This is a genomic window from Rodentibacter mrazii (genome assembly GCF_001998825.1).
Lineage (GTDB): Bacteria > Pseudomonadota > Gammaproteobacteria > Enterobacterales > Pasteurellaceae > Rodentibacter > Rodentibacter mrazii.
Map to the genome: position 1 here is coordinate 1 of NZ_MLHG01000008.1, position 21,755 is coordinate 21,755.

14 protein-coding genes are annotated in these 21,755 nt (G+C 41.0%); 10 read left to right on the forward strand and 4 right to left on the reverse strand.

Annotation, left to right across the window (positions count from 1 at the left end; all coding sequences use genetic code 11):
- The 3 genes from BKK47_RS12605 to BKK47_RS00805 form a co-directional block, all read left to right on the forward strand.
- The coding region (locus tag BKK47_RS12605) for a hypothetical protein (protein ID WP_208603955.1) at positions 1-182 on the forward strand (182 nt) is incomplete at its 5' end.
- A 64-nt stretch (positions 183-246) separates the two neighbouring features.
- On the forward strand, positions 247-1,353 hold the full coding sequence (locus BKK47_RS00800; RefSeq protein ID WP_077493054.1) for a YdcF family protein: 1,107 nt from the start codon (positions 247-249) through the stop codon (positions 1,351-1,353).
- A gap of 92 nt (positions 1,354-1,445) precedes the next feature.
- Positions 1,446-2,447 (forward strand): porin, encoded by a 1,002-nt coding sequence (locus BKK47_RS00805; protein WP_077493055.1) that lies wholly within the window; start codon positions 1,446-1,448, stop codon positions 2,445-2,447.
- 194 nt (positions 2,448-2,641) lie between these two features.
- Here the strand turns inward: BKK47_RS00805 and BKK47_RS00810 are convergent, their stop codons facing one another.
- Entirely contained in the window at positions 2,642-3,937 is a 1,296-nt protein-coding gene (locus tag BKK47_RS00810; protein WP_077493056.1) for an NAD(P)/FAD-dependent oxidoreductase, read from the reverse strand.
- Positions 3,938-4,071: 134 nt separating this feature from the next.
- Between BKK47_RS00810 and BKK47_RS00815 the strand changes: the two genes are divergently transcribed.
- Both BKK47_RS00815 and proS read left to right on the forward strand, forming a co-directional pair.
- On the forward strand, positions 4,072-5,124 hold the full coding sequence (locus tag BKK47_RS00815) for an extracellular solute-binding protein (protein ID WP_077493057.1): 1,053 nt from the start codon (positions 4,072-4,074) through the stop codon (positions 5,122-5,124).
- A gap of 95 nt (positions 5,125-5,219) precedes the next feature.
- Complete coding sequence (gene proS, locus BKK47_RS00820) at positions 5,220-6,932, forward strand: proline--tRNA ligase (RefSeq protein ID WP_077493058.1); 1,713 nt, start codon at positions 5,220-5,222, stop codon at positions 6,930-6,932.
- An 88-nt stretch (positions 6,933-7,020) separates the two neighbouring features.
- Here the strand turns inward: proS and BKK47_RS00825 are convergent, their stop codons facing one another.
- The 3 genes from BKK47_RS00825 to BKK47_RS00835 form a co-directional block, all read right to left on the reverse strand.
- Complete coding sequence (locus BKK47_RS00825; RefSeq protein ID WP_077493059.1) at positions 7,021-9,795, reverse strand: M16 family metallopeptidase; 2,775 nt, start codon at positions 9,793-9,795, stop codon at positions 7,021-7,023.
- Between the two features lie 71 nt (positions 9,796-9,866).
- Complete coding sequence (locus BKK47_RS00830) at positions 9,867-12,230, reverse strand: TonB-dependent receptor plug domain-containing protein (protein WP_077493060.1); 2,364 nt, start codon at positions 12,228-12,230, stop codon at positions 9,867-9,869.
- A 251-nt stretch (positions 12,231-12,481) separates the two neighbouring features.
- The gene (locus BKK47_RS00835) at positions 12,482-13,201 is read right to left on the reverse strand and encodes an MgtC/SapB family protein (RefSeq protein ID WP_077493061.1); all 720 of its coding nucleotides are present in this window, start codon (positions 13,199-13,201) and stop codon (positions 12,482-12,484) included.
- 155 nt (positions 13,202-13,356) lie between these two features.
- Between BKK47_RS00835 and rimO the strand changes: the two genes are divergently transcribed.
- From rimO to mutS, 5 genes are all read left to right on the forward strand, one after another.
- Positions 13,357-14,694: a 30S ribosomal protein S12 methylthiotransferase RimO gene (rimO, locus tag BKK47_RS00840; RefSeq protein ID WP_077493062.1), complete on the forward strand. Its 1,338-nt coding sequence runs from the start codon at positions 13,357-13,359 to the stop codon at positions 14,692-14,694.
- 23 nt (positions 14,695-14,717) lie between these two features.
- Entirely contained in the window at positions 14,718-16,745 is a 2,028-nt protein-coding gene (locus BKK47_RS00845) for a UDP-glucose:protein N-beta-glucosyltransferase (RefSeq protein WP_077493063.1), read from the forward strand.
- A gap of 141 nt (positions 16,746-16,886) precedes the next feature.
- Positions 16,887-18,002 (forward strand): aspartate-semialdehyde dehydrogenase, encoded by a 1,116-nt coding sequence (gene asd, locus BKK47_RS00850; protein WP_077493064.1) that lies wholly within the window; start codon positions 16,887-16,889, stop codon positions 18,000-18,002.
- 52 nt (positions 18,003-18,054) lie between these two features.
- Complete coding sequence (locus BKK47_RS00855; RefSeq protein ID WP_077493065.1) at positions 18,055-19,056, forward strand: alpha/beta fold hydrolase; 1,002 nt, start codon at positions 18,055-18,057, stop codon at positions 19,054-19,056.
- 80 nt (positions 19,057-19,136) lie between these two features.
- Positions 19,137-21,722: a DNA mismatch repair protein MutS gene (mutS, locus tag BKK47_RS00860; protein WP_077493066.1), complete on the forward strand. Its 2,586-nt coding sequence runs from the start codon at positions 19,137-19,139 to the stop codon at positions 21,720-21,722.
- Positions 21,723-21,755 lie beyond the last annotated feature (33 nt).

Here is a 21,755-nt window from a genome sequence, read left to right on the forward strand (position 1 = left end):
AACATAGTGAAATTGTTTTTATGGTAATTAATCTTAATATTAATCAGAATACTCAGAAGCTAAAAATGTTGATGAATATTATTAAACAAATAGCAAGGCATCAACTTGATTTACGCCAGCTTTGTTTAAGCGAAAATCCGAATTATCAATTCTTTTTTATGAAGGATGATTACAACATTTAAAGCGATAGAAAATGAAGATATTATCTTCATTATTCCCAAACTGAATATTGTTAAGGAGTGATCCATGAAAATGTTTAAAACCCGCCAAATTTTAACCGCACTTTTATTGGGAATGGGCGCATTCTCTCTAACTGGATGCGTGCAAAATGCTCAACCGATTTCACCTCTTGGATTGACCTTATCGGACAGTATCAGTGCACCACTAGGTAAAGAAAGCGGGCGTGGGCAACCGATCGAGAATCTCGTAGTAAAATATGCAGAAGATTATGTGAATGATCCTTACTTGAGAGAAGATGTGGTAGCTTTTCGCCGTTGGGAATGGCAGAAACTTTATCATTCTTTAGATCAAAAAGTGAAACAAACTCCCGATTATCTTAATAGTTACCGTGTTCAGGCCGAAGCCTATCTCATTAATAAAGACTACCGCCCCGCTCTTTCCCAATTAGATCAAATTTTGCGCCGTAAACCGGATGATTTACATGCACTTGCCGTCAGTATTTTGGCGGCGAAAACGCTGGAAGATGAGACACAAGTGAAACAACGTTTAAATGCCTTGGAAAAACGTTCGCCACAAGCCGCACAGGCTATGCGTGATTTTTTTCGTTTCACCGAAAGTATTCTACAACAATCGTTTTCCGACCAACCTCAAAGCCAATTATCATTTGATGCCATTGCTGTATTCGGGCAATCCCCCAATCCGGATGGATCACCCTCAAAAGGCTTATTACAACGTTTAGAAAAAACCAAGGAAATGGCGGAAAAATATCCCAATGCCAAATTGGTGCTAAGTGGTGGGCCGGTTAAAACGCCTTATGCAGAATCCGATGTGATGGCAAAATGGCTTAAAGAAAATGGGGTAAATCCAAACCGTTTTTTACTTGATCCGATTGCCCGTGATACGCCGGGAAATGCAATTGGTATGGTCAAACTATTTAAGCAACATAACTTGCATACTATTCTCGGTATAGGGACACAACTTCATATCCCAAGAGCCACCGCTGTTCTAAAAGGTTACGCTGATTATGTGGGCTATCCACTCAAGATTGATGGCGTAGGTGGCGGTAATCCACCAAGTGCCGAGAAAAAACATATTGAAGCGCTTTATACCTATGTCAATGTTGCTCGTTCAATGGGATTATTTACTCTCAGTGATTTTCAACGTTTCCAATAATCATTAAAAACCTACAATTTTTCGAGTCATCCTTCCCCGTTTAAAAGCAAAACGGGGAAGGGCTTAACACGCTTTTTAATAAGGTAAATCTGATGAAAAAACTATGTTTATTTTTACTGGTTTCGAGCATTATTCCTTCTTCTTTTGCCGTCCCGCTCTACCAACAAGAAAATTCCCGTATAGATTTACGCGGTTCACTTCGCTTTCAATTACAACATAAACAAGGTGTTCCCACAGACTTGGTCGATAACAGTTCTCGTATCAGTTTACGGCTTACCCATAAAATTAATGAAAATTTGACCGCACTTGGTAACCTAGAAATGCGTTTTACTGATAAAAGTCTCGGAGATTCAGTTTATACCCGCTATCTTTATGCAGGCTTTCAGCATAAATCACTAGGCACATTGACTTTCGGTAAACAAACAACGAATGGTGATTTACTTAGCACTGCCGATTATAGTTATAACTTAACTGATGTAAAAAAAGTAATCAAACGAGCTGACCAAGTGATTCACCTTACATCGAAGGATTTCTATGGTTTTAAACTGGGAGCTGATTATATTTTTGGTGAAAGTGGGAAACAAACCACCGACAAAAACGGGAAAGTCAAAAACCTACCCAATACCAATGGCTATGTTCTCGCACTATTTTTCAATAAAGCTTTTCAAGATTGGAAAATAGATGTCAAAGCGGGGTTTAGCCGACAGCGAAAATCAGAAACGAATGTTGATCGCAGTTTAGGCTTCGGTATGGCATTCCGCTATCAGGATTTCGCAGTCGGGTTAGATTACGGCAAGCGCCGTTATTATCAACAATACGGATTTGGCTGGCGGGGGCAACAAGTTGAATCAAAAGGCAAACAAAGTAATGCCCAATTCCGTCAAGTGGAAGAATGGTTGATTGCTGCCAAATATCAACTTAATCCGAAAAGTAAAATCTTTGCCGGCTATTTATGGGGTAAAGCCCAATCACCCATTAAAAATGGAAAAGAAAATTTCACGGCGAGAAAATTAAAAGGGGTGATTTTAGGTGCAGATTACAAATTACATCGTCAGGTTGTCGCTTTTCTTGAAGGGGCGAAATACCGCTATTAGGGAGGTGAATCAGTAAAATGGAATTTTGTTAATAATTCGGACTATGTGGTTAGTTTAGGGCTGAGAATTCATTTTTAAAGAAACGCATAAGGCTGCCGCTTCTAATTGATATGACAGTATCTGTACAGATACTGTCATATTGGCAAACTCATTAAATCAGCACTATTAAAGTGCGGTCAATTTTAAATCTGTTTTTAACGATATTTATCTAAAAACTGATAGTATTTTACTCCAATCTTCGTGGCTAAATTTTTCACCCATTTTCCGCCATAAACAGAAGGCACTTTTAATTCTTCAAAAATTTGCAGACGTTTGTCATTGCCTAAAATGGCTTCCGCAACAATACGCCCGGCTAATCCCGTTAAAGCTACGCCATGCCCCGAATAGCCATGGGCGAAATAAATATGAGGGGAAATTCGCCCAAAGTGCGGGGTTGAGTTCATGGTCATATCAATAGGTCCAGCCCAACCATAGTCAATTTTCACATTTTCTAACTGTGGGAAAACATGCAACATATTTTGTCGCATTACCGATACCATATCTTTTTCCGAACTGGAATCGCTACCGAAAAGCAGGCGATTATCCGCACTCAACCGATAATAATCGAGCAATAAATTGTTGTCGCATACGGACATACCATTATTAATCACAGAATCCGCCACAGTTTGGCTTAATGGTTCGGTAGCAATAATAAAACTTTCTACCGGCATAATTTTTCGGTTAATGCCATGGTGAATAGATTTAGGGAGAGCATCAATATAAGCATTGGTGGCTAAAACAACATCTTTAGAAATGACCGCACTTTGGTCGGTTTTCACTTCAATACAGCCGTTTTTTTCGATGAGATCCACTACCGGCGATTGTTCAAAAATCTGCACGCCAAGATCTAAACAGGCTTTCGCCAATCCCAAGCAATAATTGAAAGGATGCAAATGACCGGAATTGCTATCATATAAACCGCCCACATAAATATCGCTGCCCAGATGCTGTTTGAGTTTTGCCTTATCCCAAAGCTGCATATTTTGATAGCCAAAATTTTTGTGGCTGGCTTTTTCCATTTCAATCAGATCATCCATACGGCGATGGTTCAACGCAAGGGTGGCATAGCCTTTTTTCCAGTCGCATTGAATACCATACTTTGCGATACGTTCATCAATAATATCAATGGCCTCTAGCGACATTTCCCAAAGTTGACGGGCTTTATCAAAGCCAACTTGTTTAATATATTCATCAATGCCTTCTTCAAAACCGTTTATGGCCTGGCCACCACTTCGACCGGATGCCCCAAAGCCCACCCGAGCACCTTCCAATACCACGACTTTTTTTCCTTTCTCCGCCAATTCTAATGCCGCGGATAACCCAAAAAAGCCCGCACCGATCACACAGACATCGGCGTGTTCAATTTGTGTTAAAGCGGGAAGTTGGAAATCTTGATTGCGTGAATCAAAATAATAGGAAGGAACGTGTTCTTGATGAGCAAAAGTTAGCATAAAACCTCTCGGTGATAAAAATTGGCGAAATCTTACTCTGATGGGGAAATATGTCAAACCCTTTACAAAAAAATGCTATACTGCCCCACGCGTGTATACGCTCTTATTCACTTTTACCCTAGGAGGTCAATAAATTGAAAAAATCCCTTACTCAGCAACTCAAAAATCTTTTCCTTTCTGCAACCGCACTTTTTGCGGCCTCTGCCTTTGCCAACAACAAACTTTATGTTTATAACTGGACGGACTATGTGCCTTCCGATCTCGTTGCACAGTTCACGAAAGAAACCGGTGTAGAAGTCATTTATTCCACCTTTGAAAGCAACGAAGAAATGTATGCCAAATTAAAATTGACGGAAAACACCGGTTCTGGCTATGACGTAGTGTTTCCCTCAAGTTACTACGTTAACAAAATGATCAAGGAGAATATGTTACAGCCTCTTGATCACAGTAAATTAGAGAATTTAAAACAAATCCCAAAACACCTGTTGAACAAAGAATTTGACTCTGAAAACAAATTCTCCCTGCCTTATGTTTACGGTTTAACAGGTATTGAGGTCAATTCTGATGAGATTGATCCAAAAACCATCACCAGTTGGGCAGATTTATGGAAACCTGAATTTAAACACAAAGTGTTGATGACCAGTGATGCCCGTGAAGTTTTCCATATCGCCCTATTGTTAGATGGAAAATCCCCTAACACCACTAACGAAGAAGAAATCAAAGCGGCTTATGAACGTTTGGTGAACTTATTGCCTAATGTGATTACTTTCAATTCAGACTCACCGGAAGTGCCTTATGTGCAAGGTGAAGTAGCACTTGGAATGATTTGGAACGGCTCTGCCTATCTCGCTCATAAAGAAAATCCAAGCCTACAATTTATCTACCCGAAAGAAGGGGCGATTTTCTGGATGGATAACTATGCAATCCCTAAAACCGCAAAAAATGTGGAAGGGGCACACAAATTTATTGATTTCCTCCTTCGTCCTGAAAATGCCAAGGTAGTGATTGAGCGTATGGGCTTTTCAATGCCGAATGAAGGCGTGAAAGCCTTGCTGAGTCCGGAACTGGTAAATGACCCAACCTTGTTCCCACCTTCAGAAGAAGTGGAAAAAGGTATCATGCAAGGTGATGTGGGTGATGCCGTGGATATTTACGAAAAATATTGGAATAAATTAAAAACCAATTAATTTCTTCTTTCAAAAAAGTGCGGTTAAAAATGACCGCACTTTTTGTTATACTCCCACCAATTTTTTCTTCATTTAACGAATTTAAGGTTAATTCAATGCGTACAAGTCAATATTTATTTTCGACATTAAAAGAAACCCCGGCGGAAGCCGCCATTGTCAGCCATCAACTGATGCTACGGGCAGGAATGATTCGCCCTCTCGCAGCGGGACTTTATAACTGGATGCCAACAGGGTGGCGGGTACTACGTAAAGTAGAAAAAGTGATCCGTGAAGAAATGGATAAAAGCGGTGCGCTAGAAATTAAAATGCCGGTGGTACAACCGGCGGAACTTTGGCAAGAATCCGGTCGTTGGGAGCAATATGGCCCGGAATTATTGCGTTTTACTGATCGTGGAGAGCGTGGTTTTGTGATTGGCCCGACGAATGAAGAAGCCATTACGGATTTAATGCGTCGTGAAGTTACCTCTTATCGACAGTTACCTATTAATCTTTATCATATTCAAACCAAATTCCGTGATGAAGTCCGCCCACGTTTTGGTGTGATGCGTAGCCGTGAATTTATCATGAAAGATGCTTATTCTTTCCACACTGATAAAGAAAGTTTGCAACAAACTTATGATGTGATGTATCAAACCTATAGTAATATTTTCACTCGGTTAGGGTTGGATTTCCGTGCAGTGCAAGCAGATACGGGATCCATTGGCGGCAGCGCTTCCCATGAATTCCAAGTGTTGGCGAATAGTGGGGAAGACGATGTGATTTTCTCGACCGAATCCGACTATGCCGCCAATATTGAATTAGCGGAGGCAGTGGCGATAGGCGAACGTGCTGCCTCAACAAAAGCGATGGAATTGATTGATACGCCAAATGCTAAAACCATTGCAGAATTGGTCACACAATTTAATCAGCCTATTGAAAAAACCGTGAAAACGTTGATCGTCAAAGGGGCGAGTGAGGAGCAACCACTGGTGGCGTTAATCATTCGTGGTGATCACGAGTTGAATGAAATTAAAGCGGAAAAATTAGCGGAAGTGGCATCACCTTTTGAATTTGCCGATGAAGCAGAAATTAAAGCCAAAATTGGGGCAGGCGTAGGATCATTAGGGCCGGTCAATCTTAATATTCCTGTGATTATCGATCGTTCGGTAGCACTGATGTCAGATTTTAGCGCTGGCGCAAATATTGACGGCAAACATTATTTCAACATTAACTGGGAACGTGATGTTGCCTTGCCGAAAATCGCGGATATTCGTAATGTGGTGGAAGGCGATCCGAGTCCGGATGGCAAGGGAACGCTACTGATTAAACGTGGTATTGAAGTAGGGCATATTTTCCAACTGGGCAAAAAATATTCCGAAGCCATGAATGCCACCGTGCAAGGAGAAGACGGTCGCCCAATGGTGGTAACGATGGGTTGTTATGGTATCGGAGTAACCCGTGTGGTTGCGGCGGCCATCGAACAACATCATGACGAGCGGGGCATTATTTGGCCGACCGATGAAATTGCGCCTTTCACTGTGGCAATTGTGCCGATGAATATGCACAAATCTGAAAGTGTCCAACAATATGCAGAGGAACTTTACCGCACTTTACAGGCACAAGGCGTGGATGTGATTTTTGATGATCGCAAAGAACGCCCTGGCGTAATGTTTGCGGATATGGAGCTTATAGGTGTTCCACATATGATCGTGATCGGTGAGAAAAATTTAACAAACGGTGAAATTGAATATAAAAATCGCCGTACCGGTGAGAAAGAAATGATTGAAAAAGATCAATTATTTGATTTTCTGAAAGCAAAATTAGCTTAATTGACATAAGTGATCAGCCCCTCAAAATAGCGATATTTTAAGGGGCTGATTGTTTTATGGCTAACCTAATGGTCTAAAGTGCGGTCAATTATTGGCGTAAAATTGCCTCAAAACGGGCGGGTTTAACTAGCACTTTTTTAGCAAGTGCCTCAATCTTAGGTTTACTTGCAAGTTGCTCTAAATGTTGATAGAGATAAATTGATTGCGGATCGCCTTGTTGCCAATAGCTCTCTTCAATTAAACTTGCCACTGAGACCAATGAGTCAAATTGACGTTTAATTTGTTGCAACTGTTCAGCCTGTTTTTTGCGAAGCAAAGTTTCATCAATGCCTTGTTCAATGATCTCATCTAAAATTTGATGGGTTAATTTAATCAGTTCATCTGCTCTCTCCGGCGCACAACTAAATTCAATTTTTCCTTCAATTTGCGGCATATAGGATTCTTGACTAAACCAACTATTCACGGAATAAATACCCGATGCTTTTTCCCTCAAAACAAGGCGTAGTTTTTCTTGCACGATATCGCCAAGAATGTCTAAGGCGTATTTTTGTTCTGCTTGCCATTGGTTTTCTGCAGTAAGATAAATTTCCACATCCGCTCGTGGTTCACTTAATCCTCTCATTGAGAATGTTTTGTTCGGTGTATGGATAGGGGTAGGTTGATAAACCCGAGATTGTGTTTTCACTTCAACCGTTGCCAAATATTGTTTTGCTAATTTTTCAACATCATCTCGTGAAATATCACCAATAATGAAATAAGTGAAATCCGTTTTATCTAAGATCTTCTCTTGATAAATTTGGCTTAATTGTGCCGTAGTAAAACCCAATAATTCCGCTTGATTTTGAGTATATGCGGTGGCGATATTCGGTTGGCGTAAACGGGAAACCGCCTGCATAAATTTGGTTTCCACATCAATTTGTTTGAAATAATCTTGCGTTTCCCGGCGATATTTTTGTAGTGCGCTGTCTGAAATCGGAGCGGATTGGAGTTTTAAACGAAACAGCGTGAGTAAATTCTCCAAATCCTGTGATTTTCCTACGCCGGTGAAACCTTGCTTATCATCATCAATCACTGTTGCCAACACAAGGGGATTTTGCCCAAAAAGATGATTGATATCCGAAGAGGCAAGTTCACCTACACCGGTATCATCTACCAAAATAGTCGCCGTGCGTAATAGATGATAATCTTGATTCGGAACGGTGCGTAATCCACCACTTGTTACCGCTCTAAAATGCACTTGATTAGGTGTTTTATCGCTGTAATGGTAAATCAATTTTGCCCCGTTACTTAGGCGATATTCATCAATATTGCCTTTATCCCAATGTTTTTCCAACACCAATGAGCCGTCTTCAGAGGAAAAGTGCGGTCGTTTTGCTTGGTGTTTTTCCTTTTGCCAAGGGGATTGGGCTTGACGCATAATTTGTTCCCAACGCTGTTCAATATCTGTGGCATTGAATGGGAGTTTTTGTTCCGGTAGCGGTTGGGTCACCAATAATAATTTGGCTTTTAATGCTAACGTCTTATTAAAGGTTTCATTGATATCGCTGAGCTTGATTTCATCTAAAAAACGGCGATTTAGTTTGTAGCGGTCTTTGGCATTTAACGTGATTTGATGGTTGGCCGCAACAGCAATCAGCTCATCGGCAATTCTTAAACTGCCGCTACGAATCTCTTTTTGTTTTTCATTGAGGTGGCGAAGCCTTGTAATTTCTGCATTGAGTTCTTCCTGAGTAAAGCCGTGTTGCCGAATTTCAGCCAGAAAGGTAAACAGTGCTGTAATATTTTTTAAGTAATGCGTATTGAATAATTGCAATGAAAAAACCATTTGTAGGGTTTCTTTACCTAGATGAGAACGGTAAAAATTAGCTGAATCCAACCAGTCGCCTTGATGTTCTTCCCATTTTTGCAAACGTAAATTGACCAAACGGGTCACAATTTGCTGAATGAGATCTTGTTTGTAGTCTGTAACAGTTTCCTGCTGTTTATCCTCCTCAAAAAAACTGAGTTCCAATGCCGGAATGTTTGTGCCTTGTTCGGCAACACTTGCTACCCGCCAATGCTGAATAAGCGGAATAGAAAAGTCAATTTTATCAAGTGGTGTTTGTAAGCGTGGATCGGATTGTGCTAAGGCGTTATTCAGCAAGGTTTTGACTTGATTCGGGTCAATATCCCCCACTACGATCACCGACATATTATCCGGTCGATACCATTTATGATAAAAATCCGCCACCCGCTCACGGGAAATACGGCGAATAATCTTCATATCCCCAATGGGATCACGTAATACATAGCGTGAACCGACCATTTCAATGGCACTTTTTTTATCACCGAGGCGCAACATCGGGCTTAATCGGCGACGCCATTCTTCTTCAACCACACCACGCTCACCGTCAAGGTCTTTCGGCAAAATAGTGAGATGATTCATCCATTGATTGATGACATCAAAGGCAAGAGAGAGCTTTTCCGGGCTGTTATCGTCCAGATTTAGGGTATAAACGGTATTTTCAAAATCGGTGAAGGCATTGATATCACGGGCAAACTTCATGCCTAACTTTTCCAATGCAGTAATGATAGTATTTTCGGGATATTTTTTCGAACCGTTAAACGCCATATGCTCCACTAAATGGGCGATACCTTTTTGATCGTCATCCTCGTGCATTGAACCGGCATTGACCACTAAACGAAGATACACCCGATTTTTAGGCTCGCTGTTGTGCAAAATATAATATTGCAGTCCATTAGCCAACTTACCCTGTTTAATATCGGGATCGAAAGGCAATGTGTCGGCATCTGCTTTGTTTTGACAGGCGATAAGCCCGCCCAAAGTACAAAGTAGTAAAAAAAGTGCGGTTAGTTTTTTCATCATTTTTGCTTAAATATAAAAAAAGAAAATCTACGCCAATTCACATTAGCGTAGAAAGAATCAACATTAACTTAAAATTTGTAGCCGACTTCCAACCAAAATTCACGACCGGGCGTGTAGATACCGTATTCATCATTCGTTGAAATGGCTCTAACGGTTTTGGATTTACGGGTTTGATTGAGTACGTTTAGGATATCAACCTGTAAATAAACACTGTGATTACCAGTAATTGTCGGTTGCCAACGAATGCTGGAATCCCACTGAGTATGGCGACCATAATGGTATGAGCGGTAACGGGAAATATCATCGTCAAAATTACTATCCAGTAATTCGTAGCTGCGAATCGGGGCTTTCATATAAACTTTATTTGACCAAGTAATATGGTAATCCGGAATCGTCATATCCACACCCAATCGGGCAATCCAATCTTCGGTGGAACTATTGACTTTACTTAGCATGGCACGGCGGCTCATTAATTTACCATCAAGATAAACGGGTTCATTCGGATCAAGCTCTCGACCGATATCGGCACGTTTTGTTTTTAGCCAATCAAATCCTAAAGAGGTTGTCCAATAGCTTTTGCCCAATTTCCAAGGTTCAATGTTATTGACTTGGAATGTATAAACATCCACGCTGAAATCACCGCCGTTATGATAGGAATTCACTCGGTTGGCATCACGTTTTAACACAATTCGATTTTTATTTTGGCGGTGAATGTAATTCAATTTAAATGCTAAATTGCCGAATTCTTGTTCTATTCCCAAACTGAGTTCATCGGCATAAGGCGTTTTTAGTGAATTGAATGCTTGATATTCACGGCTGGTATCACGGTTGATTTTTAAAATTTCATTGGTCAGTTTTAATGACGCGAAAGAGCGGCCGTAATAACGGTTCAATCCCAGTGTCAAACCGGTTTCTTCCCAAGGTTTATAGCGAGCCACAAAACGTGGGGCGATATTATTGTTTTGTAGATAATCATCACGTTCGATACGCATACCCGGACGAAATTCCAATTTTTTCCAAGTGATTAAATCCTCCGCATAAAAGACGAAATTTTGATAACGGGTTTTCGCACTGCCTTTATAGGTGATATTAGTGAATTCAATCGGATCCATATTGGGATTGCGCTGAATAATTTTAGAATGTACATCTTGAGGGCGATTAAATTTATAGTGTGTTGCCTGATAAATACCACCAACAGAAATAGAATGGCGACTTGTGCCTAAATCAAAAGGATCAACGGCAAATTCCGTTGAGAAATAAAGATTATCTTGTGTTAGGGAACTGTTACCATAACCGCCTTTTTCATAATCATAAATCTGATCAAAATTTTCATCAAAAACAGAAACAGCCTCGACATTGGCAGAGGCGGATTTTCGTTTATCTTTAAAGCGATCGTAAGCTAGGGTATTTGTCCAAATTCCTGAATCAAAGGAGTGTACCCACGCCAATGTCGTGCCGAATGCTTGATGATAATCGCTGACATCGCTATCAATATTGGTAGCGTAATATTTTTGTTCTTTATAATTGGAATAACGGAATCCTAGTTCAAAACGATCTTTTTCACTTGCCGCTAAGTTGAAATTCAGCAATAAATTATCTGAATTGCGTAGGTGATTTTGTTTATTTAATTTGGCTTCGGTATCGTATCCGATGAGTCGATTTTGTTGGATCTGGGAGTGACGTTTACTGTAACCTAGCACCATACCTAAATTATCCGTTAAGCCTTTTTCTAAAACGATGTTAAATGTCTGCTTACGATATTTAGGCTGAAATTCGGCGACACCACTGGCATCAGGTCTGATTTTATCCAGTAAATTTTGTGCCGAATTATCGGCATTCATTTTTGCCCAGCTGGAATTCGTTGTGCGATACTTGAGTGATACGCTGTCTTTGCCATTATATTGTTTCGTTTTGGCAACCACCGCTCCGCCCATAAAACCGCCTAAACCGGCGGAAATGTTGCTGTCGTGCACTTCAACTGTGGACAGCATAGAAGCATCAAAGAAATAAGCTTGTGTATGGCTAATCCCCGGTACGACTTGCATTGCGCCGTCAAAGATTTCACTATCTACCGTTAAATCGTTGTTCACATTAACATTATCGACAAAATAAGCGGTTTGGTTTGTATCCGCACCATTAATAGAGATATTTTGCGGTTTAATTTCGCCACGTTGAAAACCGTCTTGATCGCTGTCTTCATAACGAATATGCGGGTTAGAACGCAAATAATCGGTAATGTTATTATTGCTTGTGGGTGTTTTTTCTATCTCCGTGGAAGTGAGCGTTTGAGTGGAGGAAAGGGATTTATTATTGTCTCCATATACCACAATTTCTGGCAGCATATTAGCGTGATTTGTCGTTTTTTCTTCAGAAAAAGCGCGAGAGGCGCATAATGTTAGGCAAATAAAAAATGTAATTTGGTTTTTATACATGGTATTCCTTAAGCTCTAAAAATAAGAATCGTTATCATATTCATCTTATTTTTAATGTAAAGGAATTTTTATCAATTAACGAACGTTTGAGCTTCAATTGTACTTAAAAAGAGAGAAAGAGAGGCGATGAAAAATATTTGGGAATAAAACTATCGAAAGGTAAGTCGCTGAGAAGTGGCGATGATAACGGGCAGTAAATAGTTTTAAACAATATTTAAAGATAATTAAGGGGGAACCACTATTCCCCTTTTTTAATTTTCAAATAATTCAACGCTCAATACACCTTCTTCCGTTTTTAATAATGTGTAAACATCTTTAATCATAGCGCTGTCGATAGCAAAACATCGGATCTGTACTCTCACCTCGCCGTTGGGTAAATCTTTTACGAAGAGGTTTTCAATGCGGTAATCATTTTGAATGAGTAAATTCGTGATGACGGCAATAGAAGCTGATGAGCTCAGATGAATGATAATTTTGGTTTTCTTTTTTCGCCCTCTATGACGGGCTAAACGTTGTATCATTGGGCTAAAACGAATAGCGATTAAAATCATCGACGTAGCGATCAAAGCATCAAAAATAAAACCGGCACCGGTTGCAATACCGATTGCGGCGGCTGCCCAGATAATTGCTGCGGTAGTTAATCCTGAAATTGCATCATTTTTCTTATGTAAAATTACGCCGGCACCTAAGAAACCAATACCGCTGATAACTTGTGCCGCAAGGCGCATCGGGTCGGTGCGAATGTTTTCGGATACTTGTGCGTAATGTTCTGCCGCTTGAATAGAAACCATAGTTAACACACAAGTGGTAATCGCAATAATTGAGCAGGTTTTAATGCCAACGGGTTTGTGTTTTAACTCACGTTCTAAACCGATAATACTACCTAAAAGTAACGCCAAAAACATTTTGCCGAGAATCGTTAAATAATGGGGGCTTAAAAGTGCGGTCAAAATAAGGGATGAATTTTCCATAATGCTATTTTTTTATTCATAAAGTATGAGATTCTAACGACTTGAAAAATAAAAATATAGTTAATTTTACAATCTTTTGCTTTTCTTCGGTCGCCTTTTACTCGGAAATTCAGTAAAATTAGCCGTTTTTATAGAAATGGAATAGAGATAACTTTATGCAAAATTCAACCCCGAATATTGGCTTTGTTAGCTTGGGTTGTCCTAAAAACTTAGTGGATTCTGAACGTATTCTGACAGAATTACGTAGTGATGGCTATAATATCGTACCGAGTTATGAAAATGTTGATTTGGTGATCGTCAATACTTGTGGTTTCATTGATAGCGCAGTACAAGAATCTTTAGAAGCTATCGGAGAGGCGTTAGAAGAAAACGGTCGGGTGATTGTTACCGGTTGTCTCGGTGCAAAAGAAGATCGTATTCGTGAGGTACACCCGAAAGTATTGGAAGTCTCCGGCCCTCATAGCTATGAAGCTGTGATGGCGCAAGTACATAAATATGTACCGAAACCGACACGTAACCCTTACTTTAGCCTTGTGCCTAAACAAGGGGTGAAATTAACACCAAAACATTATGCTTATTTGAAGATTTCTGAAGGCTGTGATCATCGTTGCACCTTTTGCATTATTCCTTCCATGCGTGGTGATTTGGAAAGCCGCTCCATCACTCAAGTACTAGATGAAGCTAAACGTTTAGCCGAAGCCGGGGTGAAAGAATTACTAGTCGTATCGCAAGATACTTCAGCGTATTCTTTGGATTTAAAACGCCAAGAGGGAGGGGTAAAAACCTCATTCTGGAACGGAGTGCCGATTAAAAACGATTTAATGACGCTTTGTAAACAACTCGGGAAACTCGGCATTTGGGTGCGTCTGCATTATGTTTATCCGTATCCACACGTTGATGATTTAATCCCTCTTATGGCAGACGGCACGTTATTGCCCTATTTGGATATTCCTTTGCAGCACGCCAGCCCGAAAATTCTCAAAGCAATGAAAAGGCCGGGAAGTATTGACCGCACTTTAGAGCGGATTAAAAAATGGCGTGAAATTTGCCCCGATTTAACCTTGCGTTCCACCTTTATTGTGGGTTTCCCGGGGGAAACGGAAGAAGATTTTCAATTATTACTTAATTTCTTAAAAGAAGCGCAGCTTGACCGTGTCGGCTGTTTTAAATTTAGCCCGGTAGAAGGTGCACCTGCAACTGAGATGGCAGATCAAGTGCCGGAAGAGGTTAAAGAAGAACGTTTTCATCGCTTTATGCAATTACAACAGGAAATTTCAGCCAAGCGCTTAACCCAAAAAGTGGGAAAAACTTTGGATGTCTTGGTTGATGAAATAGATGAAGAAGGTATCATCGGTCGTTCCAAAGCGGATGCACCGGAAGTGGATGGCTTGGTTTATGTTGAGAATATCAGCGGCATTGATGTGAAAGTCGGTGATGTAATTAAAGTTACTATTACCCAATCAGATGAATATGATCTGTGGGGAACTTGTTAAATTAAAATAAAAAGGAAAATAAAATGTCTGAAGTGAAAAAGCCAAGTGTTGTACGTTTTGAAGAAAAAGTTGCAGCAAAAAACTATGAAGATGCTTGTGTCGAGCTGCTTGATATTCTTGGTCAAATTGATTCGAATTTTGGCGAAATTAATGATATTGAAATTGATGTCCCCAAACAGCTTGAAAATCTTACCCAAGATAGACATATCTACTTTGCTACTCGTATGGCGGTGGCAATTACAGAATTATTCACCGACCCGAAATTAGACATTTCTATTTCCGGTGCACAACGTTTCTTAACTTTACAACGCTGGCTAAATCTGATTTTTTCTGCCTCGCCTTTTGTCAATGCAGATCATATTTTACAAACCTACAATCGCAATCCAACCCCTGCGGACCCGTTAGATATTGATTTGGAGGCGTCTCAATCAGCATTAATCAAGTTCTGCATTTTATATTTGCCTGAATCAAATGTTAATCTCAACTTAGATGCTTTGTGGAATCTTGATCCGGAACTTTGCGCATCACTTTGTTTTGCATTACAGTCACCTCGTTTTATTGGTACACCGCAAGCATTTAGTAAACGTGGTGCCTTGTTGCAATGGTTCCCTGAAAAATTAGCGCAGATCGAAAATTTAAACAATCTACCTAGCGGTATTTCTCATGATGTATATATGCACTGTAGCTATGATATTGCTGCTAACAAACATAATGTAAAACGTGCATTAAACCAAGTTATCCGCCGTCACCTTATTGAAAACGATTGGACTGATCGTGATGTGACAAAATTAGGTGAACGTAATGGTAAACCGGTAATGGTTGTGCTTTTAGAGCATTTCCACTCCGCGCATTCAATTTATCGTACGCATTCCACTTCTATGATTGCGGCTCGTCAGCATTTTCATTTGATCGGGATTGGTGGGGAGGCCGTAGATGAGGCTGGTAGAGCAGTATTTGATGAGTTCCATTTAATCAAAGGTAATAGTATCTTTGAAAAATTGCTGTTCTTAAAAGAGATTTGTGATGAAAACGGTGCAGCTATGCTTTATATGCCAAGTATTGGGATGGATCTCACAACAATTTTTACCAGCAACACCCGCCTTGCGCCGATTCAAGCCATTGCATTAGGGCATCCAGCCACAACTCACTCAGACTTTATTGAATATGTAATTGTTGAAGATGATTATGTCGGTTCGGAAGCCTGTTTTAGTGAAACCTTATTACGTTTACCAAAAGATGCACTTCCTTATGTGCCATCCGCTCTCGCACCACAGAATGTGGAATATCGCTTACGCACTAATCCGGAAGTGGTGAATATCGGTATTGCCTCCACAACAATGAAATTAAATCCTTATTTTTTAGAGGCATTAAAAGCTATTCGTGATCGTGCCAACGTAAAAGTCCACTTCCACTTTGCATTGGGTCAATCCAGCGGCATTACCCACCCTTATATTGAGCGTTTTATTAAATCTTATTTAGGTGATGATGCCACAGCCCACCCACACTCACCTTATCACCGATATCTTCAAATTTTGCATAATTGCGATATGATGGTAAACCCATTCCCGTTTGGAAATACAAACGGCATTATTGATATGGTGACTCTTGGCTTAGTCGGTATTTGTAAAACCGGTTCTGAAGTACATGAACATATTGATGAAGGCTTATTCAAACGTTTGGGCTTACCTGAATGGTTAATTGCCAATACTGTCGATGAATATGTGGAGAGAGCGATTCGTTTAGCAGAAAATCATGAGGAACGTTTGGCATTACGTCGTCATATTATTGAAAATAACGGCTTACAAACACTCTTTACCGGCGATCCAAGCCCAATGGGGAAAGTACTGTTAGAAAAATTTAATGACTGGAAAGTGGTTAATTTAGGTGAAAAAACCAAGAGAAAAACGGCAACGAGAAAGCCTGCAACAAAGAAAGCCACCGCCCAAACAAAAACTGCAAAAACTGTAGCTAGGAAAAGTGCGGTCAAATCTGAAGCTAAATCTACGTCGAGAAAAGTTGCAGTGAAAAAAGCAACCAGCAAGACGGCTTAAAAAATTAAAAATCCCCGAAAGGGGATTTTTTCTTGAATATTAATTAATTTGTTTATATTCATCATAAAAAAACTTGATTTTGACCGCACTATCTTGTAATTAATAACCCCATTCAAACACAACATCAACAAAGGAAAAACTATGAAAAATGTCGGTTTTATCGGATGGCGCGGAATGGTCGGTTCCGTATTAATGGATCGTATGGTGCAAGAAAATGATTTTGCCAACATCAATCCTATTTTCTTCACCACTTCCCAAGCAGGGCAAAAAGCCCCTGTCTTTGCCGGCAAAGAGGCGGGCGAACTCAAAAATGCCTTCGACATTGACGAACTCAAAAAATTAGACATTGTCGTCACTTGTCAAGGCGGTGACTACACCAATGAAGTGTATCCAAAATTAAAAGCAACGGGGTGGAACGGCTACTGGGTTGATGCCGCCTCAGCACTACGTATGGAACAAGACGCCATCATCGTACTCGATCCGGTAAACCAAAATGTGATTGACGAAGGCTTAAAAAACGGCATTAAAACCTTTGTGGGCGGAAATTGCACGGTAAGCCTAATGTTGATGGCTATCGGTGGCTTATTTAAGAAAGATTTGGTTGAGTGGGTTTCTGTTGCCACTTATCAGGCTGCTTCCGGTGCGGGGGCAAAAAATATGCGTGAATTGCTTTCTCAAATGGGCTTATTGCGTGATGCGGTGAAAGAGGAATTAGCTAACCCGGCGTCTTCTATTTTAGACATTGAACGCAAAGTTACCGCAGAAATGCGTTCCGCTGATTTCCCAACAGAAAATTTTGGTGCAGCACTGGGTGGCAGCCTTATCCCTTGGATCGACAAATTATTACCGGAAAGCGGGCAAACCAAAGAAGAATGGAAAGGCTATGCGGAAACCAACAAAATTCTTGGTTTAAGCGACACCCCAATTCCGGTTGACGGCTTATGCGTGCGTATCGGTGCATTACGTTGCCACAGCCAAGCTTTCACCATCAAACTGAAAAAAGATTTACCGCTTGCGGAAATCGAACAAATTGTTGCTTCTCACAATGAATGGGTGAAAGTCATTCCAAACGATAAAGAAACCACATTAAAAGAACTCACCCCGGCGAAAGTTACCGGAACATTAAGTGTGCCTGTCGGACGTTTACGCAAACTCGCCATGGGTGGTGAATACCTCGCAGCATTCACCGTGGGCGACCAACTCTTATGGGGTGCGGCAGAACCGGTTCGCCGTATTTTGAAACAGTTGGTGGCATAATTATTTACTTACCAATAGGGCGTTGTTTATGCCCTTTATTTTATAAATTCCTATGATTCGAGAACCCCATTTTTGCCAATTTGCCTTAGTGGAATTGTTGCCTTTTTTTGAAAGCGCGCCCACCCAATATCTGATTGGGAAAGGCAATATTCGTATTGCCTATCGTCATTTTGTTCAGCAGGAAAGTGCGGTCAAAAAATTGATGATTTTGGTGAATGGGCGGGCAGAAAATATGATGAAATGGTCGGAATTGGCTTATGATTTTTATCATCAAGGTTACGATGTGTTGCTGTTTGACCACCGTGGACAAGGCTATTCTGACCGGCTTTTAGCCGATCCGGAAAAAGGGCATTTGGACGAGTTTCGTTTTTATGTAGAAGATATGCAAAAAGTGATTGAAAAAATCACCGCACTTTTTGACTATCAAACCCAACATCTGGTTTCCCATTCTCTTGGTTCGCTGATCGCCGCCTATTATTTGGCAAATTGCGATCATCGCATTAACAAAGCGGTGCTTTCTTCCCCTTTCTTTGGTGTACCGTTAAAACAGCCGATTCGGGACGAACTGATCATCGCCGCGATGAATTTACTGGGGCAAGGGGAGCGTTATGTGTTTGGCAAAGGGGCTTACAGACCGGCGCATCTTGAACGCAATGAACTCAGTTTTTGTAAAACCCGAATGAAATGGATGAATCGAATCAACCGAAAATATCCCGCCCTTCATCTTGGCGGTCCGACTTTTCGTTGGGTGCATTTATGCCTTAATGCGATAAAACACCTGCCTACGATTGTCCCCCGCATTGAAATTCCCGTGCTGATTTTGCAATCGGAGAAAGAAAAAATCGTGGATAACAAAACTTTGGAAAAACTGACTGCTCTTTTCCCTAATGCTCATTGTGAGTTGGTTCATCAAGCGAAACACGAGATTTTGTTTGAACGGGACGGGTTAAGGGAGAATGTGATAAAAAATATCACACAATTTTTGAGTGTTCCCAATGTTTTGGTTCATAGTTTCTGCATAATGGTGATTGCAATTGGCTTTTTCTTTTCTTAACCTCTAAAATAGCTTACGTTTAAACCTATATTTTTCGATTAATATTTCTGTCTATTTTCTTATCAAAAACAGGTAACTCAATGATTTCAGAAGATAATTTTTCTCAACATACTCCAATGATGCAACAATATCTCAAGCTAAAAGCAGAAAGTCCGGATATTTTGTTGTTTTATCGAATGGGGGATTTTTATGAGCTGTTTTATGATGATGCGAAAAAAGCGGCAGCATTGTTAGATATTTCCCTTACCAAACGGGGGCAATCCGCAGGGCAGCCTATTCCCATGGCAGGCGTGCCCTATCACGCCGTAGAAGGCTATTTGGCGAAATTGGTTCAGCTGGGCGAGTCCGTTGCCATTTGTGAGCAGGTGGGCGATCCGGCAACGAGCAAAGGGCCTGTTGAGCGTCAAATTGTGCGTATTGTTACACCGGGTACAGTGAGTGACGAAGCCCTGTTATTAGAACGACAAGACAATTTGATTGCTGCCGTCTATCAAGAGAAAGATAAATTTGGTTTAGCCACATTGGATATGACATCCGGCCTTTTCCAACTGAGTGAGCCAGAAAATAAAGAAACTTTACGTGCGGAATTACAACGCATTGCCCCGGTGGAATTGCTCTATTGCGAAGATTTTAGTGACATGGCAATTATTGAACATTGTAAAGGACTACGCCGCCGTCCTATTTGGGAATTTGAACTTAGCACGGCGATAAACTTGCTTAATCGTCAATTTGGCACACAAGATTTACGTGCTTTCGGTGTAGAAAAATCGCCTCTTGGCTTGAGTGCGGCTGGCTGTCTATTGCAATATGCTAAAGAAACCCAACGCACCGCCTTACCGCATATTAACAGCATTAGTGTGATTCAAAATCAAGATTACATTCAACTGGATGCTGCCACAAGACGCAATTTAGAGCTTACCCAAAATCTCGCCGGTGGTACGGATAATACCCTCTCTTCGGTGTTGGATAAATGTGTCACCCCAATGGGAAGCCGTTTGCTCAAACGTTGGATTCATCAACCTATTCGGGATACTCAAAAACTCAGCCAACGCCAACAGGCGATTGCAGAAATCTTAAATTTTGATCTGGTGGATGAATTACAGCCCTATTTAAAACAAGTGGGGGATATGGAACGCATTTTGGCTCGTGTGGCATTGCGTTCGGCTCGTCCACGAGATCTCACCCGTTTGCGTACTGCATTGGAGCAACTTCCCGAATTACGAGCGATCATTCAACAAAAAACGCCCCCGTTTTTGACCGCACTTTTTACCCAAATCGCTGATTTTTCTGAGCAGTGCGACTTACTTCAACGTGCCATTATTGAAACGCCCCCGCTTTTGATTCGTGATGGCGGGGTGATTGCACAAGGATACCATGCAGAATTGGATGAGTGGCGAATTCTTTCTGACGGCGCGACTCAATATTTAGAAAATCTAGAAAAACGCGAGCGCGAAAATACGGGGATCGACACCCTAAAAATCGGCTTTAATGCCGTTCACGGTTATTACATTCAAATTAGTCAAGGGCAAGCCCACAGAGCGCCGATGCATTATGTGCGTCGCCAAACCTTAAAAAATGCGGAGCGATATATTATTCCGGAACTCAAGGAATATGAAGATAAAGTGCTGAAATCAAAAGGTGCTGCGCTCGCATTAGAAAAACAGCTTTACGAGGAATTATTCGATTTACTGCTCCCGCATTTAGGCGCATTGCAATTGGCAAGCCTTGCCTTATCGGAATTAGATGTCTTAGTGAATTTAGCGGAGCGTGCCGACCGATTAAATTATGTCATGCCCACATTCTGTGACGAAATCAGCATGAAGATTGAAAACGGTCGTCATCCTGTGGTGGAACAGGTACTTAAAGAGCCTTTCATTGCAAATCCCGTTGAACTTAATAAAGATCGTCATTTGCTCATCATTACCGGACCTAATATGGGGGGGAAAAGCACTTATATGCGTCAAACCGCATTGATTGCTTTAATGGCGTATATGGGAAGTTTTGTACCGGCAGAACAGGCAAAAATCGGACCGATTGATCGCATTTTTACCCGTATCGGTGCCTCTGATGATCTTGCCTCCGGTCGTTCAACCTTTATGGTAGAAATGACGGAAATGGCGAATATTCTCCATCAAGCTAGCGCACAAAGTCTGGTATTAATTGATGAAATCGGGCGTGGAACCTCCACCTATGACGGGCTTTCCCTTGCTTGGGCATGTGCTGAGTGGTTGGCAAAAAATATCCGTTCGCTCACCTTATTCGCCACCCATTATTTTGAATTAACTGCTTTGCCGGAACAATTTTCCGGAATTGTGAACGTGCATTTAGATGCCCTTGAACACAATAACACCATTGCCTTTATGCACAGCGTACAAGAAGGGGCGGCAAGCAAAAGCTATGGTTTAGCCGTTGCCGCCTTAGCCGGTGTACCGCAACAAGTCATTAAACTGGCAAAGCAAAAATTGACGCAATTAGAAAAAATATCGGGTCATGCTGCCGATCAGCAAATTCAAGCCTTGCGTGAGGCTAATCGACATCAAGGTGAACTTGCCTTTGAACAGGAAACAGACGCACTTCGTGAAGCCATTGAAAAGCTTGATCCAGACGAACTAAGCCCGAAACAGGCTTTAGCGTATTTATACCAACTGAAGAAAATGGTGGATTAAAACACAAAGAAAAACGACCGCACTTGCGGTCGT